Genomic DNA, 16,274 nt, shown 5'->3' on the forward strand with positions numbered 1-16,274 from the left:
TCCCATCGATTCATAGAATAGATTTGTCAATTGTACAAGGTTTGCACCCCGCTGATGTCTATTCGTTGCAGAAGTTGACCGATCGCCTCGCCGGATACTGGATCCACCCAGTCCGGGGCGATTTCTGCTAAAGGCACTAGGACAAATGCTCGTTCTCTCATCCTAGGATGCGGTAGTGCCAAGTTGGGCGTTGCCACAATTGCATCGTCATAGAAGAGTAAATCTAAGTCCAGGGTTCTAGGTCCCCACCGTTCCCGGCGGATCCGTCCGAATTGGTTTTCAATCTCTAATAAACGCTCTAATAACTGGTGGGGGGTGAGTTGGACTTGCACTAAAGCACAGCCATTGAGATAATCAGGTTGCGGAGGGCCTATCGGTGCCGTTTGATACCATCGGGAAGTCTGCTTTACCGATATCCCTGGGGTGGCATCTAACTGGGCGATCGCCGCTTCCAAAATCCTGGGGGAGTCACCCAGATTGCTTCCCAGGGCGATCGCACAGATCACTGCTGTCATGGTTTCAGAGCGTAGGGGAGGGGAGGCATAAACAAACCGTTTACGAGTTTTCCACAGTTACAAGGTTATTTTACCTGTTCGATTCATTCTGATTACGGCCCCAACCCCAAAAATTTATCTCCCATTTTCCCGGAAATCTCTGTTCCCCAGTTGGCCCTATAAGCTTTTAACTGTCTAAGCTGATCCTTCTTTCAACCCAGTATTGTAAGGATTGTAACGGATTAGATTGGGCGAATTAAACTATATTCGTCAGATAGAATTCTATTATAATATTAAAAATTTTTAGGAAAAAAATAACTTTTGATAAATTAGAGCCTGGATGTCCACAAAATTAGAAAACCTGCTCCAGGTAAAGCGGATTGGTGGCCGGATAATCTCTTGAAAATTGGGGTTTAGGAAACAAAAAGTAGCCGAGTTTAGGTCAAGCGATTTAAGATTGAGTGCATTAAAGTAGGGGGGAAAAGGGGAGAACTTGGGTCCCTCCGAGAAAAAATCAAACGGTTAACGTTAAAGAAGTCCAGTAATTATGTTATCAATCCTAGGGAGCGAAGTTTAAAATCTAGCCCCTAAAATAGTATCAGTTCCACGACCCCACTATGCAACCGCCGCTAATCTGCCACTTTTTGATTGGGATCCCTGGTTGTGGCAAATCTAGCTTTGCCACAATGCTGACAAAACTTACGGAGGGACGGATCGTTTCGACGGATGGGATCCGCAAATCTCTCTATGGGGATGAACGGATCCAAGGAAACTGGGAAGCGATTGAACAAGAGGCGATCGCTCAGATCCAAGCTGCGATCGCGGCAGGAAACAGCGTAATCTATGACGCCACCAATGCCAAACGGGGATGGCGGATGAGTTTGCTGTGCAAATTGCGGCAGTTTGAGGTTCCCTGGATGGGGTGGCAGTTGGTGACGCCTTTGGCAACCTGCAAGCGATGGAACCAAATGCGCAGTCGCCAGGTGCCAGAGGGGGTGCTGGAGTCTATGTCGCGATCGCTGCATCAGTTTCCTCCGCTGATGGCAGAAGGATTTTCAGCATTGTATCGAGTCAACCCCGAACAAGGGTTTCACGCGGAAGATATCCAAGGCAAAATCCAACGTCTGCGCGATCGCCACCCAGCAGAACCCAGATACTCCTCTTCTCAACCCCGATACCATCGGTATTCCCAGTTGCAGGATTTTGATCGCCTCATGCACTTAATTTCCCTGATTTTGCGCTATCCGGGAATCGGCAACCTGCAAAACACCGCGCCATCGGTTTTAGAAACCCTTTTTGATCCCCTGCCCCAATTTACCAGCGCCATCGAAGAAATTAGCGCCATCATGGGAAAATTAGCCGGAGAACTCTATGCAGACTCGGTTGCTTTGGCATCAGATCTGGCATGGTTGGAAAAAAATCATCTGATTGGAAGCGGCGGGTTTTGGGATGGTAATGCTCCACCCATTCAAGTAGAACAGGTGGAAAATTTGGCAGTTTCACCCCATTTTTACTCGGCGATCGCACCGTTTAAACGAGTGCTTGCAACTATTCGCTTTATCATCCATCACCCCATTTTTCGAGAACCAGGACCCGCGAACTTTCAGGCATTGGCCATCGCACTTCAGGAACAGGAAATTATTCCTCAAACCGGAGACAATCACCTGCGAAAAGATATCGATCGCATCCTCAAACCCTATAAAATTTTAGCAGATTTGCCCTTGAAACCCGGTTATTTTGCAGGAACAGCGATTTTTTCCCCCAGGGAGTTAAAGCAAATCTATTGGTTGCTCCAGTCTCAGGAATGTTATCTCGCCGACCCCCTCGCCCTTTCGATTTCCCAGCAGTTAAAAGACCGCATGGGACTGACGGAGTTAAATGGTCACCGTTCGGATGCTTATTCCATTCGCGAAATTGCCCATTATAATGCCCGGGATTTTCCCTTTATTCCCAGAATCGAGGCGGCGATCGCCCAAGCAACCTTACTAGAGTTTAAACGCATTCCCGGATTTAAAGACTTATCAAAAAATACCGAACATTTCTTTTTAGCTTGGCCGTTAAAAATCATATTTTATCGGGGTTCCTGGTATCTGGGCTATGAATGCGAAGGCGGCACAGAACCGGGATTATTTCGCTTGGAACGATTGGACCGTTTGCGGGTGAATCAAGAAATGGAAACCTCCCGCAGCGCGGAAATTCAGGAAAAATCGGGACGACAATTAGAAACCCTTTACCAAGAAAGTGCTGGCATATTTTTAGGAACCAGTACCACCCAGCAGCGTCGTTTTCTCAGTTCCAATCCCGAAAACCGCAAGCAAGTAGAGTTAATCGTGGAATTATGGTTTACTGATAAATCTTTTCGGTTTATTCGAGAAGAAACCAAGCATTTACCCAGCCACAAAATTACAATTTCTGAGCCTTTTTTTCTGCAAGAAGATGATAAATTATCGCCCATTTACTTAACTCCCTCCCCGGATCCGGAATTTCCCAATCGACTGCAAATTAAGGTTCCCAAATGGTCGTTAAATGATGTAACTTTTTTGCGATGGATTGTGGGATTTGATGGCAATCTTAAAATTCATACTCCGCCGGAATTAGTCAAGAAAATTAAAAAAATCGGCCAGGAAATTGTGAGGGTGTATCACCGCAAATTGTAATAAATTGGCGGTGATACACCCCTAAACCTGTCCCCGGCCCTCGCCTACGAGGGGAGGGAGAATCAGGAAAAATTTTTGATTGCTAGAACCGGGAGTAATTCACCCTTTAGGGTTTGACCTTCCCTTAATTTCCATTCTTAGCTATTCCAGGACTTTGGCTAAGGCAGCACGAATGACGTCCGATCCTGCACCAGGAAGATAAGCGTTTTCGCTAATATGTCGTTTCCATGCCCGACTTCCAGCTTGTCCCGTGAACAGTTGCAGGATATGTCGGCTAATTTGATTCAAATTGGAACCTTGAGCTAACCAGTGGTCAATATAAGGTAACATCGCTTCGACGACTTGATGCCGAGAAAGAGGCGGGATTTCTTCCCCAAAAATATCGCGATCGCAGGTGGCAAATAAATAAGGATTATCATAGGCAGCTCTGCCAATCATCACCGCATCCACCTGTTGCAAATGTTCGCGCACTTGTTCCATTGTGGTAATGCCGCCATTGATTTCAATCCACAATTCAGGAAACTCTTGTTTTAACTGATAAACATCTTCATAGCGCAGGGGGGGAATGGTGCGGTTTTCTTTGGGATTTAACCCTGAAAGCCATGCTTTGCGAGCGTGTACCGTAAATCGACGGCATCCGGATTCGGAGATAATCCTCACAAATTCTCTCATATCTTCATAGCGATCGCGATCGTCAATTCCGATGCGATGCTTCACCGTTACCGGCAATTTTGTTACCCGTTGCATCGCCTCTATTCCCCGCGCCACTCGTTCCGGTTGAGCCATTAAACAAGCCCCAAAATTCCCATTTTGAACGCGACTACTGGGACATCCTACGTTCAAATTAATCTCGTCATAACCGAAATCTTCGGCAATCCGGGTACATTCCGCCAGTTCCTGGGGATCATCGCCCCCAAGTTGCAGTGACAGGGGTTTTTCTTCTGGGGAAAATCCCAACAATTTTGGACGATCGCCATGAATAATCGCCGCTGTGGTAATCATTTCCGTATAGAGTAAGGTGCGCTTAGTAATCAGGCGCATAAAGTAGCGATAATGGCGATCGGTCCGATCCATCATCGGTGCCACACTCAACGGGAAACCTGCTTCGGAATGGCTCGATTCGGACTCCTGAACTTGGGGAAAAACCTGGGTGTTGATAAGATTCATCATGTGGGCGATCGCAGCAATGGGACGGCAATAAACGGGTCAGGATTGAGGGCTTAGGTCTCTTCAAATCTGGAATTAGCGCCTCTTTCGGGTTAAACCGGGCAAACTGTTTCAAACTTCTGAGGCCAATTTCTCCTTAAATTTTATCCAATTTATTATCATAACATAAATCGAATTTCCCTATCTTACCCCCTCAATCCTATTCTCAATCCACCCAATTTTTAGCCCGACTGACAGCCTTTTGCCATTGAGCAAAATGAGTGGCTACAGTAACTTTTCCCGGTCCCGGTTCAAAGCATCGATCCAGGGTGCGAGTTTGAACTAGGGTGTGATAATCGGTCCAGAAACCCACCGCTAAACCGGCAGCAAAGGCGGCACCTTGAGCGGTAGCATCAAGGACTGTAGGACGTTCGAGAGGAATGTTGAGCACATCCGCTTGAAATTGCATCAGAAAATCATTTTCACAAGCGCCGCCATCGACTTTTAAACGTTGTACGGGGGTGTCACTATCTTGGTTGATGGCATCGACAACTTCTTTGACTTGATAGGCGACTGCTTCTAAAACAGCGCGAACCAGATGTGCTCGGGTTACTCCGGCGGTGAGTCCAAAAAATGCCCCCCTTGCACTCATATCCCAATGGGGTGCACCGAGTCCACTCAAGGCGGGGACGAAATAGGCCCCATTACTATCGGGAACGGAACGGGCGATCGCCTCGGTTTCCCCTGCCGAATTAATTAGGTTTAATCCATCTCGCAACCACTGCACAGCACGTCCTGTCGTAAACATTGCTCCTTCTAAGGCATAATTAACCCGATTGCCATCAGTCCAAGCAACAGTGGAGAGGAGTTGATGATGCGATCGGACTAATTCCTGACCCGTTTGAGCGATTAAAAAACAGCCGGTCCCATAAGTACATTTTACCAATCCCGGGCGATCGCAACCGTGGGCGAATAATGCCGCCTGCTGATCCCCTAAAATAGCCATAATCGGCACCGAAAACCCCATGATATCCGGATCGGTTTCTCCAAAATAGCCAAAACTGTCGCGGATTTCCGGCATGATCTCCTCGGGAATTCCGAATAAATTTAAGAGAGTGGGGTCCCAATTTAAAGTTTGTAAATTCATTAACAGGGTGCGACTGGCATTACTGCGATCGGTCGCATGAACCTTAGACCCGGTGAGTTTCCAAAGAATCCAACTATCGATAGTTCCGGCGAGAATATTTTGGGGATTAATATCCGGTCTATTCTCCTGGACCCATTTTAATAACCAGGCGAGTTTAGTAGCGGAAAAATAGGCATCCAAAACTAATCCGGTGCGATTTTGAATGTCCTCAGCATGACCCTTTTCCGTCAATTCTCGGCACAGGGGTGCAGTCCGGCGATCGAGCCAGACAATTGCCGGATGTAAGGGTTCTCCCGTGGTTTTATCCCACAACAAACAGGTTTCCCGTTGGACGGTTAGACCGATCGCCGCAATTTCCGACCCCGAAATCCCCCTGTTTTGCACCACCTGTTGAATGCAATGGTAGGTATCCTCCCAGATAGCGACTGGATCATGTTCTACCCAACCCGGTTGCGGATAAAATTGCCTTAATTCTTGATAGGCTTGGGCAATTACTTGGCCCTCTTGATTAAATAAAATGGCTCGATTCCCGGTAGTACCTAGGTCAAGTCCTAGAATTATATTTGAGGTAGAGTGGTTCATAAAATATGGGGGGTAAATGAAGGATGGGGAGGGACTATAATTCTTCGCAAAGTGTCTCTAAACCCCCTGTAATTAAATATTGATTTCTCTGGCATTCCCCTTGGGAAGGGTGACTATAGGGGGAACTCCTGGGAGGTTGGGGGGATCAATCGTTTTTTTGCCAAAGGTCTATTAACGAGGAGGAGAGTTTGGGTATGGTTAGTATTTGAGAGCTGAATTGCTATCAATCCGTTTATTCCACTGCCCCCCGAACTTTCCCCCCATCAACGAGTAAGCCTAAATTCTCAGATAGTAGCCTCTGAGGATTACTTATCTTCAAAATAAAGATTAAATATTTGCAATCTTACACTGACGGGCATATAATTGTTCAAAGCAAATAGATTAATTCCTTTAAATATCCAGCCCAGTGGTCCTCAATGTCAAGCCCCTAAAGGCTCCGTATGATCACGGAAAATTATAAAAACCTTGGAAATTTTATAAAAATTTAATAAAGTAGAGAAATGCTCACGCACCACTAACCCGATTCACAAAGTTTTTTGTGAAGACGGATGCCTGTTCCATTCGGGAATTCAAGCTAGTTGGCAGTTGCTTGCCACCTAAGTCAGCGTTGACATCGTTGAGGAGGAGACCTTCATCACCGTTATGTTGGGATCCTCACACCGAGAAAACACCGCTTGTCCTCAGACAAGAGTATCTTTATCAGCGAGGGAAGCCCCATCTATGCAGCTTCAAGAGCCTTACGAGGTCCTAGAGACCCGACAACAGAGAGCGATTCTGGATCCACCACCGATTGGCAGTGTAGGGAAATCCGCTCCAAATTTCGTGGATAAGCTCACAACCAACATTCGCCGCTTAAGTATTAAGCAAAAAATCGGCTATGGTTATGCCCTGACAATTTCGATCGCCTTACTGGGAACGGGTCTGGGGTTAGTAGTTGGCGATCGCTATCACAACAAAGCAAAACAGCAACTGGTTCATGCCTACGAGCAACAACGGATCCTCACCCATTTGCAATATGAGGTAATTACCGCGCGATCGTATCAACAAGGTTTAGTCTCCGGTGCAGAGGAGTCCCTCTGGAATGAATCAAAAAGCCGCAGCTTTCTGGCGCAAAGTCAGAAAGTTAAGCGCCTTTTAACCCATTTGCAAGTCTTGGTTCAAACTAATGACAATAGTTTACTCACCGTGGATGAATCCCAAATCCAAAAATTATGGAAGATTCAACAAATTGCTGAAAAATCTTCACAAGACTTGATTCAGTTACCGACATTGAATCCTAATTTTGTATCCGGTTCAGTGACTCGTCTCACTGACTCGGAAAGACCGAGCGTTTTGGCCCAAATTTCCCGAGTGGAAGTGGCATTAGAAGCCCTCTATCAGGAATTAGACCAGACCTTAGATGCAGCCCAGGCTCAAGAGACGGCGGCCAAAGAGACCTTTACTAAAGCCGAATCCCTGCGATGGAAAATTGCTGTTCTCAGCATGATTCTATCCGTGGCGATCGCCGCGATGTTAGCCTCCTACACCAGTCAGGCGATCGCCCGTCCTATTGAATGGGTCACCCAAGTTGCCCTACGAACCACTGAACAATCGAATTATAGACTCCGCGCCCCCATCCTCACCGAAGATGAAGCCGGTTTATTAGCCACCTCCCTCAATCAACTGATTAGTCGAGTGGAGGAACAACTCCAGGAAATTCAGCAAGCTCAAACCCAGCTCATTCAGACTGAAAAAATGTCTAGCCTGGGACAGTTAGTGGCGGGAATTGCCCACGAAATCAACAACCCCATCAACTTTATCACCGGCAATATTGAGCATAGCAATCATTACATCCAAGACATTCTCGAAATCGTCAAACTATATCAAAAAGAGCATCCAAATCCGTCCCCGGAACTACAGGAACTCATTGAAGATGTGGATTTAGAATTCGTGATCGCCGACTTGAACAAAATGCTATCCTCCATGAGCATGGGTTCCGAGCGAATTCGCCAGATTGTCCTGTCTCTGCGTAACTTTTCGCGCCTGGACGAATCTGAGAAAAAACGAGTAGATATTCATGAAGGAATTGACAGTACCCTGTTGCTCTGTAACCATCGTCTGCAACCGCACATTGAAGTGATTACCCGCTATGATGAATTGGAGCCAATAGAGTGCTATCCGGCCCAACTCAACCAAGTGTTTATGCACTTGATTTCTAATGCGATCGATGCCTTAGAAAGCAAACAGCCGAAAGACTCCACTGCGCTTCAATCCCCTCGCCAAATCCTGATTCAAACCCAGAAGTTAAATGAAAGAACCATCCAGGTCAAAATCGCCGATAATGGTGCGGGGATGGATGAGGCAATCCGCAGTAAAATATTTGACCCCTTTTACACCACGAAACCCCCCGGAAAAGGGACGGGTTTGGGATTGTCGATTGTTTACCGCGTGGTAGAAAAACATGGGGGAAAAATCGAGGTGAGTTCGCAACCCGGGAGAGGGACAGAATTTAAAATCACCCTTCCCCTTGAACCTTTAGCTCATCCTTTATCCATCCCGCACACTCGACCTTCTGTCCCCATTTTAAATGCCATCTAAAATCCAAAAAATGAGCGCCCTTCTGGGGAAATTTAGAATCCTAGGGCAGTCAAAACGAGAAAAAAAACAAGCTCAAATGTCTGCATTTTTGACAAGTTTTTCCGACATCCATCAGAAATCCAGGCAGCTTCAGGTTGCTAATTTTAATCTATTCTCTCTCTTGCAACTGAGCAAAAATGAGACAACTCAAACCACCGTATTAGGGTGGCTGTTAGATGCGGAGGGCAGTCATGGGCAAGGTCCCCTGTTTTTAGAACAGCTTGTGAAACTCTGTGATGACTGCATTCCCCCGGAGCATTTCAGCCAACCCTATCGCGTCCTGTGTGCTGCGATCGCACCCCAATTACGCTTGGATCTGATTCTTTATCGACCCGGTGAGTTTTTAGTGGCGATCGATAACAATCTTTTGGGCCGAGAAGGCATCAACCAAGCGGACTTAGAAATTATCGAAATGCGACGGTTAGGTTCAGCGCAACGCATCCCTAAAGAACGACAAATCGCCATCTTTTTAACCCCCGAAGGACGAGCACCCTTCAGTGGAGACGCGTCCCATTGGCACCTGCTTTCCTATCCCCAACTCGCCGCCGCCTTGGATCAAGTTGTGCCGCAACTGAATGATCTAAAACTTAAACATATTTTGGTAGACTGGATCGAGGTGGTGTCAAGGGTCTGATTTATGAAAATTTTCTCCGACGAAAGTAAGTTATTAGCCAAAAATTGGGAAATTTATCAGGAACTTCTCAAAGCTGAACAAACCCTCCGAACAGAGCTACAGAATTTTTTGGAATCTCTGGAAGCGGATTTAGTTAAAAATTCCTGGTGGAAAAATCAGTGGAATTTTATTGTGTATGAAGAGACGGAGATTTATATTTCCCATGCTAATTGGGTATCGGCTTATGATGAATATGTCATCCTAATTGGTCTGGAAGGATTAACCCCGGAGCGATTGTTTGGAATGGAAAATCCCCCCTTGCTTTATGTAAAATCTTCAGACTATAGCCTGGGAGAGCTTCTCATGGAAAAACTCAAAGAAGAAGAAAATTTAAAACAGGGAGACATAGATTATAGTTCCAGTCCATATCTAGTCACCCAACCCTTAAAGGTGCTACCGAACGAAGTCGATAAATTTGATAAAGTCGTTCGGCAACCGGCCCTGGATTTTTTAAGTTATTATGCAACTACCCTGGAAAAATATACCGACTTAATAGAAAAAGCCCTAAGTTAAAGGGGGCAGGAGATAGACGGTGACTTTATATTTTTATAGCATCCGGAGCGAATACGGATGTTTCTCCAACTTTTCCCGGCATGGCTTTGAGTTAGATGGGGTATGGTGGCCGACTAGCGAACATTATTTTCAAGCCCAAAAATTTGCCGGAACACCCCATGCCGAGCAAATTCGACAAGTCAACAGCCCCAAAGATGCAGCAAATATGGGACGCGATCGCCAACGTCCCCTACGGCCTGATTGGGAAACGGTCAAAGATGACATCATGCGCCGTGCAGTCCTCAAAAAATTCCAGACTCATGGCGACATTCGGGAGATTTTGCTAGGGACTGGAGATGAGGAACTCGTAGAAAATGCCCCTCATGATTATTACTGGGGATGTGGTCAAGATGGCACTGGGAAAAATAAATTGGGTCAGATTTTAATGGAGGTCCGAGATATTCTGCGTCAGGAAACCTCAATTTAATGAGCTTAATCGAGGGTTTTTACGCTCATGGTGATTTCCCTTTCTCTTAACTCCTTCTCCGGTCCCCTCCCCTTGGCAAGGGGAGGGTTAGGGTGGGGTTCTTCGTTAGGTGGCGATGATCGCCACCTAACGAAGAAAGCGGTTAGACCAGCCTCCATACAGGCGATTAAGCCTCATTATGAGTGCGTAACGTGGCGGTAAGCGGAAGCTCTCCCGTAGGGAATCGCCTCTAAGAGGACCCCACCCTAACCCTCCCCAAGACACAGGGGAGGGGACCGGAATGTCCCTAAATGTGAGGCAAATCCCCCTGAACAGAAAAAACCACGCCCCTTCATCCCAAAACCCCAGAACGTGGCACAATATCAATAGACTCCTCTCTCATAATTGCCTTCCACCGGATAGAAAGAACCTTGCTGGCTCTCCTAAACAAAATCCGAGAAATTATTGCCCGTTGGTGGTCCGAATTCACCCTCCAGACCCGACTGATGGCAGCCGCCACCTTGGTGGTGTCCCTCATTATGAGTGGACTCACCTTTTGGGCTGTCAATACGATTCAGCAGGATGCCCGAATCAATGACACCCGCTTCGGTCGGGATTTGGGACTGCTGCTGGCGGCCAATGTCGCCCCGTTAATTGCCGAAGATAATCGCACGGAAGTGGCCCGGTTTTCTCATCGGTTCTATAGCAGCACCACCAGCGTGCGCTATATGCTCTATGCCGATCAGGACGGCCAAATTTTCCTGGGAATACCCTTCTCCGAGTCCGAGGTCCAAAACTCCCTAACCCTGCAGCGGAGGATTCAACTTCCCGAAGGGTTTGCCAATACTTACGACCTGCCAATGGTCCGGCAGCATCGGACCCCCGATGGCACCGTCACCGATGTATTTGTCCCCCTGGCTCACGAAAACAAATATTTGGGCGTATTGGCGATCGGCATCAACCCTAATCCCACCGTAGTCACCTCCTCCAACCTCACCCGGGATGTCACCATTGCCGTGTTTATCTCGATATGGGTGATGGTGATTTTAGGGGCCGTCTTTAATGCTTTAACCATTACCAAACCGATTAAAGAATTGCTGCTTGGGGTCAAAAACATTGCCACGGGAAACTTCAAGCAGCGGATAGACCTACCCCTCCAAGGGGAACTCGGGGAATTAATTTGCAGCTTTAATGAAATGGCTGAACGGCTAGAACGGTATGAGGAGCAGAACATTGAAGAGCTCACTGCCGAAAAAGCCAAATTAGAAACCCTCGTTTCTACCATCGCCGATGGAGCCGTCTTATTAGATACCTCCCTACAGGTGATTTTAGTCAACCCCACCGCAAGGCGAATTTTTGGCTGGGAAGGCAAAAACCTGATTTCTCAAAATATCCTGGATTTGCTCCCTGCCGCAGTCAGTGCCGAATTGAGTCAACCCCTGTATGAAATGGCGGCAGGGGATTCCCTCAGAGAACCCTCATCCTCCAATGAGGGGGAGGGAGATATTTCCGCCAACGGCTACGCTTCCCGAGAGAGTGGGGAGTTTCGCCTCACCCTGAGCGACCCGACAAAACGCACAGTGCGGATTTTACTGAGTACGGTGCTGCTGCATAAAGCCCCCGGAGTGGATCCCTTATGCAAGAGTTGCACCTACCATCACGAAGATACCTGCACCGCCCCGGAACGGCCCTACGCCACGGAATGCACCCTCTATCATGATGATTCGGTTTCCTCTGCGACGGCGCAATATCGTGAGAGTCTCAAAGGCATTGCCATGACGGTTCAAGATATTACCCGGGAAGTCAAGCTCAATGAAGCCAAGAGTCAGTTTATTAGCAATGTCTCCCATGAACTGAGAACGCCGTTATTTAATATCAAGTCCTTTATCGAAACCCTGCATGAATATGGCGAAGAACTCACTCAAGAGGAGCGTCAGGAATTTTTAGAAACCGCTAACCGGGAAACCGATCGCCTCACCCGCCTGGTTAACGATGTCCTAGATCTCTCGCGCCTGGAATCTAGCCGGACCTATCAGTTTGAAGCGGTAGAAATTGCTCAACCTGTGGAGCAAACCTTGCGAACCTATCAGCTCAATGCCAAAGATAAAAATATTGACCTGATTCAAGAAGTTGATCCCGAGTTGCCCGCAGTGGTGGCTAATTATGATTTGCTGTTACAGGTATTTGCCAATTTGGTTGGGAATGCCCTGAAGTTTACCGAACCTGGGGGACGAATTGCGATTCGCGCCTATTTGTTGGAAACCGAAGAGGATAATTCCTGGCGCGGGAATCCCCAATGTCCCCTCCCGAACCAGCCGCAGAAAATCAATGTGCCAATGGTGCGGATTGAGGTGGGGGATACGGGGATCGGGATTGCGGCAGAAGACCAAGTGGCGATTTTCGATCGCTTCTTCCGGGTGGAAAACCGAGTTCATACCTTAGAAGGAACGGGGTTGGGTCTTTCCATTGTCCGCAATATTATGGAAAAGCATCATGCCCAAATGCATTTAGTCAGTGAAGTGGGGGTGGGAACCACTTTTTGGTTCGATCTAGCGGTGTACCCGGAGAAAAAACATACCGTGGAAAAGACCCAGGACCAGGCGATCGCCCCGGCTTTGGATGCTGCCCCTCATGAATATCCTACCCCGGTGAGTTAAGGGAGGCGACTGGCGAGGTGATGAAAATTTTAATCGTTGAGGATGAACCGGAAATTGCTCGAATTGTGGGACGGGCATTAGAAGCAGAAGGCTTCCACTGCATCAATTGTCGCGATGGATTGACGGCCCTGCGCGTCTTTGAACAGGAACAGCCGGATTTAATTGTTTTAGACTTAATGCTGCCCGGGTTGGATGGGTTAGAAGTCTGTGCGCGCATCCGACAAAAACCGGGACCGAAAGACCCCTATATTTTAGTTCTGACGGCTAGAGGGGAGGAAATTGACCGGGTGATTGGCTTATCTACAGGGGCTGATGATTATATGGTCAAACCGTTCAGTCCTCGGGAATTGGTGGCGCGAGTCCGGGCCTTGTTGCGAAGAAGCCTCCGACAAGGAACTCAGAGTTCTCAGGTTTACCAAACCGAACATTTTATGCTAGATGTGGACCGACGGATTGCTACAAGACAGCTAAAAAACCGGGAGTTGGAGACCTTGGATTTAACCACTTTGGAGTTTAATCTGTTGTCAACGTTTTTAAGTTATCCTGGACGGGTTTGGCAGCGATCGCAACTGATAGAAAAACTCTGGGGGGATGACTTTTTCGGAGATGAACGGGTTGTCGATACTCATGTCGCCCGGTTGCGAAAAAAAATAGAAATGGATCCGGCGAATCCGTCTTTTATTAAAACCGTTATTGGTGTGGGCTATAAATTTGAAGATTAGGCTCGATACTTGACTAAACCTTAAGGATTTTGTCAACTAAACCAGCAGGAGTCCCGCGCTCTAATCTTTGATTGAGCGTCGGGAGGAATGCTGGGCAGATTGTGGGGTTCGATACCCCTTTTTCTGCCAAATGGTTTATAATCAGAATCTCGATAAAGTTCAATATTTGAAAAATGACTCAGGTACTTACGGTATCTTGTAAATTGATGGTTACACCACAGCAGGTTGAAAAACTTGATGCGGTGCTTTCCGCTTTTGCCGGTTGCTGTGAGTTCGTAAATGACAACACCCCTGAGAAACTGACCAATCAGATTGCTGTCCAGTCTTTAATTTACAAGGAAGCTAGAGCACATTCTGGTTTGTCTGCCCAGATGACCATTCACGCTATCCGACGAGTTTGCGCGAATCGCAAGACGGCAAAGCAAAAAAGCAGGCCCGTCAAAGGGTTTGCTCCAACCTCTGCTACCTACGACGTTCGCACCTTCACTTTTAAGGAAGCGGATTGGATGGTTAGCTTGACCATGCTCAAAGGTCGGGAGAAATTCAATCTCCACATCGGTAATTACCAAAAGCACTTACTCATCGGGCAAACACCCAAATCAGCAACCCTGGTAGAGCGCAATGATGGCAGCTTTTACTTAAACATTCAGTTAGAGTCTGAACCACCCGCTATCCCCGATACGGATGATGTGCTGGGAATCGACCTTGGCAGGACAGACATTGCCTGTACATCCAAGGGAGAAAAATTCAGTGGCCAACAAATCACTCAAACTAGAGACAGATACAGCCGTGTAAGGGCTTCATTACAGAAGAAAGCATCCAAAGGCACAAGGTCTACTCGTCGTAGGGCGAGGCAGATTTTGCAACGGTTGAGTGGAGGTGAACGAAGATTCCAAACATGGCTGAACCATACCATTAGCTATCGACTTACCCGTACCGCTAAAGCCTCAAACCAGGCGATTGCACTTGAAGACTTAACGGGAATCAGGGAACGCACCAATGAATTGCCACGCTCTAAGACGGAGCGGAGACGGTCTAACAGTTGGGCGTTCTATCAACTCCGACAGTTCTTGACTTACAAAGGAATAAGACTTGGAGTAGGTGTCCGGATAGTTGACCCTCGCTACACCTCGAAAACTTGTCATTGCTGCAAAGTAATTGGCAACCGACAAGGTAAGAAATTTGAGTGCCTAAACCTCAAGTATGAATGGGTCGGTGATGCTGATGAGAATGGAGCGAATAATATCGCTACTTTGGGGGTGATTGTAAACAACCCTCTTAGGCTCCGAGGTAATGTCTTGTTCTTTACAAGATGTTGTCTTGAGGGCTACCAAAAGCCCGCATCGTACCGCTATAGCGGTTGGTGTCGGGTAGTTTACACTAAGATTATCTTTAGAAGTAGGAATATACCGCGTCTAAATCCGTTGCAGAACTCCGGCAAGGGGCTTTTTCCCTCCCGAGAGGCTTTGGGAGCAAGGCAGAGAATCAGCCCGAACCTGTGGAGCTACATGATTTAGCAGACTCAACCTACGAGGTTGGGGGTTTCCAGAGTCCAAGGAATGGAAATCAGGAAAAACAGATTTTGCAGGGCCATCTACTTTTTTGAGTTCCTATTTTCTTAAATTCAGAAATAGTATCTATCAGTACCCGTTTCAAGGGACAAATCAGGGTTAAGACAAGTCGGCAAGGCAACCCATCAGATCTGGGGAGGCGATCTCTCAAATGGGGGTTCATCGGGTTTATAAATGTGACTGCAATGTTTATCGGTTTGAGTCTCTGGATTTGAGATTGGCTCAGGCTCGATTTATAAGGGCCGCCTATCATAAGTTTTTAATAGCAGCATTAACCCATCCTGGAATGAAGGACAAAAATGATAAAATTCTTTTCAACAAATTGAGAAGGGGTAGGCTGATGGTGTGGTTACAATGCTTGGGGCGGGCCTTTTTTCTGGTAGTCTCGCTGGGGTTTACCATAGAGCTATGCGGGGGAGTTGATGCAGATCCGTCGCCTATCTTGCCGGTTATTCTTATGTTTCCTCTCATTGCCTACGCCTATCAAACTATCGCCTGGGTCAAGGGAGATTTTGGCGATCGCACCCTTAGAGCCTGGGTGAGACTCCGGTGGCCCAGCTACCGAGAGGGAATAAATGCCTGGATCATTTGCCTCTTTTCCGTGATAATTGCTTTTTTTTCTGCACTTGCCATCTCCTTAGCCGTTGGTGGAACAATGATGCTGATAGTTGGAGATGGCTCCGTTGAATCCGCAGGAGCGATCGGCAGAACCACCGGGCGGGTACTAGCCAGCCTGCTTAACTCTCCTCTAGCTGTCCTGGAAATTTTTACCCTCTTTATCCTGCTTTACCGATATGAAGAGTGGGCGCAACAGTGGAAGCGATCGCGCAAAATCAAGAAACTCCCTCGCTCTGCCAATCCTGCCAATCTTCCAAAAATCAAACCCGCACCAGTCAATCCAGTTGACCTAGAACTAGACAAAATGCGGGCTGATTACGGACTGATAAAGATGAAAAGCAGAACCGCTAAAAAACGGCGATCTATCTAACGAATTGACCTCACTCCCAGGGACCTCAACAGACTCTTGAGATCTAATAACAGGATTAGCAAA

At 47.2% G+C, this 16,274-nt stretch carries 12 protein-coding genes; 9 read left to right on the forward strand and 3 right to left on the reverse strand.

The window, feature by feature from the left end; translation table 11 throughout:
* Nucleotides 1-26: 26 nt before the first annotated feature.
* On the reverse strand, nucleotides 27-515 hold the full coding sequence (gene folK, locus NG792_RS10580; RefSeq protein WP_261235408.1) for a 2-amino-4-hydroxy-6-hydroxymethyldihydropteridine diphosphokinase: 489 nt from the start codon (nucleotides 513-515) through the stop codon (nucleotides 27-29).
* 596 nt (nucleotides 516-1,111) lie between these two features.
* Between folK and NG792_RS10585 the strand changes: the two genes are divergently transcribed.
* The gene (locus tag NG792_RS10585) at nucleotides 1,112-3,151 is read left to right on the forward strand and encodes a WYL domain-containing protein (RefSeq protein WP_261235409.1); all 2,040 of its coding nucleotides are present in this window, start codon (nucleotides 1,112-1,114) and stop codon (nucleotides 3,149-3,151) included.
* A gap of 141 nt (nucleotides 3,152-3,292) precedes the next feature.
* Here NG792_RS10585 and dusA read toward each other — a convergent pair whose 3' ends face one another.
* Both dusA and glpK read right to left on the reverse strand, forming a co-directional pair.
* The gene (gene dusA / locus NG792_RS10590) at nucleotides 3,293-4,318 is read right to left on the reverse strand and encodes a tRNA dihydrouridine(20/20a) synthase DusA (RefSeq protein WP_261235424.1); all 1,026 of its coding nucleotides are present in this window, start codon (nucleotides 4,316-4,318) and stop codon (nucleotides 3,293-3,295) included.
* A 205-nt stretch (nucleotides 4,319-4,523) separates the two neighbouring features.
* Nucleotides 4,524-6,026, reverse strand: coding sequence for a glycerol kinase GlpK (glpK, locus tag NG792_RS10595; protein ID WP_261235410.1), 1,503 nt, complete (start codon nucleotides 6,024-6,026; stop codon nucleotides 4,524-4,526).
* 720 nt (nucleotides 6,027-6,746) lie between these two features.
* Here glpK and NG792_RS10600 point away from each other — a divergent pair.
* From NG792_RS10600 to NG792_RS10635, 8 genes are all read left to right on the forward strand, one after another.
* Complete coding sequence (locus NG792_RS10600; protein ID WP_261235411.1) at nucleotides 6,747-8,603, forward strand: sensor histidine kinase; 1,857 nt, start codon at nucleotides 6,747-6,749, stop codon at nucleotides 8,601-8,603.
* A 76-nt stretch (nucleotides 8,604-8,679) separates the two neighbouring features.
* A complete protein-coding gene (locus NG792_RS10605; protein WP_261235412.1) occupies nucleotides 8,680-9,276 on the forward strand; it encodes a PD-(D/E)XK nuclease family protein in 597 nt (198 codons plus the stop codon).
* Nucleotides 9,277-9,279: 3 nt separating this feature from the next.
* Nucleotides 9,280-9,828, forward strand: a complete 549-nt coding sequence (locus NG792_RS10610; protein ID WP_261235413.1) for a hypothetical protein — start codon at nucleotides 9,280-9,282, stop codon at nucleotides 9,826-9,828.
* A 19-nt stretch (nucleotides 9,829-9,847) separates the two neighbouring features.
* On the forward strand, nucleotides 9,848-10,294 hold the full coding sequence (ybiA, locus tag NG792_RS10615) for a riboflavin biosynthesis intermediates N-glycosidase (RefSeq protein WP_261201405.1): 447 nt from the start codon (nucleotides 9,848-9,850) through the stop codon (nucleotides 10,292-10,294).
* Nucleotides 10,295-10,704: 410 nt separating this feature from the next.
* Entirely contained in the window at nucleotides 10,705-12,930 is a 2,226-nt protein-coding gene (locus NG792_RS10620; RefSeq protein WP_261235414.1) for an ATP-binding protein, read from the forward strand.
* 20 nt (nucleotides 12,931-12,950) lie between these two features.
* Nucleotides 12,951-13,652, forward strand: coding sequence for a response regulator transcription factor (locus NG792_RS10625; RefSeq protein ID WP_261235415.1), 702 nt, complete (start codon nucleotides 12,951-12,953; stop codon nucleotides 13,650-13,652).
* A gap of 173 nt (nucleotides 13,653-13,825) precedes the next feature.
* The gene (locus NG792_RS10630; protein ID WP_261235416.1) at nucleotides 13,826-15,169 is read left to right on the forward strand and encodes an RNA-guided endonuclease InsQ/TnpB family protein; all 1,344 of its coding nucleotides are present in this window, start codon (nucleotides 13,826-13,828) and stop codon (nucleotides 15,167-15,169) included.
* Nucleotides 15,170-15,680: 511 nt separating this feature from the next.
* Nucleotides 15,681-16,211 carry a hypothetical protein gene (locus NG792_RS10635; RefSeq protein ID WP_261235417.1) on the forward strand — a complete coding sequence of 177 codons (531 nt, stop codon included), beginning with the start codon at nucleotides 15,681-15,683 and terminating at the stop codon, nucleotides 16,209-16,211.
* The last annotated feature ends 63 nt before the right edge of the window (nucleotides 16,212-16,274 follow it).

This window comes from Laspinema olomoucense D3b (genome assembly GCF_025370785.1).
GTDB lineage: Bacteria > Cyanobacteriota > Cyanobacteriia > Cyanobacteriales > Laspinemataceae > Laspinema > Laspinema olomoucense.

What these genes read in the sequence shown, in the direction of transcription:
- folK (WP_261235408.1), bottom strand. Translation starts at nt 515, where the DNA reads ATGACAGCAGTGATCTGTGCGATCGCCCTGGGAAGCAATCTGGGTGAC.
- NG792_RS10585 (WP_261235409.1), top strand. Translation starts at nt 1,112, where the DNA reads ATGCAACCGCCGCTAATCTGCCACTTTTTGATTGGGATCCCTGGTTGT.
- dusA (WP_261235424.1), bottom strand. Translation starts at nt 4,318, where the DNA reads ATGAATCTTATCAACACCCAGGTTTTTCCCCAAGTTCAGGAGTCCGAA.
- glpK (WP_261235410.1), bottom strand. Translation starts at nt 6,026, where the DNA reads ATGAACCACTCTACCTCAAATATAATTCTAGGACTTGACCTAGGTACT.
- NG792_RS10600 (WP_261235411.1), top strand. Translation starts at nt 6,747, where the DNA reads ATGCAGCTTCAAGAGCCTTACGAGGTCCTAGAGACCCGACAACAGAGA.
- NG792_RS10605 (WP_261235412.1), top strand. Translation starts at nt 8,680, where the DNA reads ATGTCTGCATTTTTGACAAGTTTTTCCGACATCCATCAGAAATCCAGG.
- NG792_RS10610 (WP_261235413.1), top strand. Translation starts at nt 9,280, where the DNA reads ATGAAAATTTTCTCCGACGAAAGTAAGTTATTAGCCAAAAATTGGGAA.
- NG792_RS10625 (WP_261235415.1), top strand. Translation starts at nt 12,951, where the DNA reads ATGAAAATTTTAATCGTTGAGGATGAACCGGAAATTGCTCGAATTGTG.
- NG792_RS10630 (WP_261235416.1), top strand. Translation starts at nt 13,826, where the DNA reads ATGACTCAGGTACTTACGGTATCTTGTAAATTGATGGTTACACCACAG.
- NG792_RS10635 (WP_261235417.1), top strand. Translation starts at nt 15,681, where the DNA reads ATGTTTCCTCTCATTGCCTACGCCTATCAAACTATCGCCTGGGTCAAG.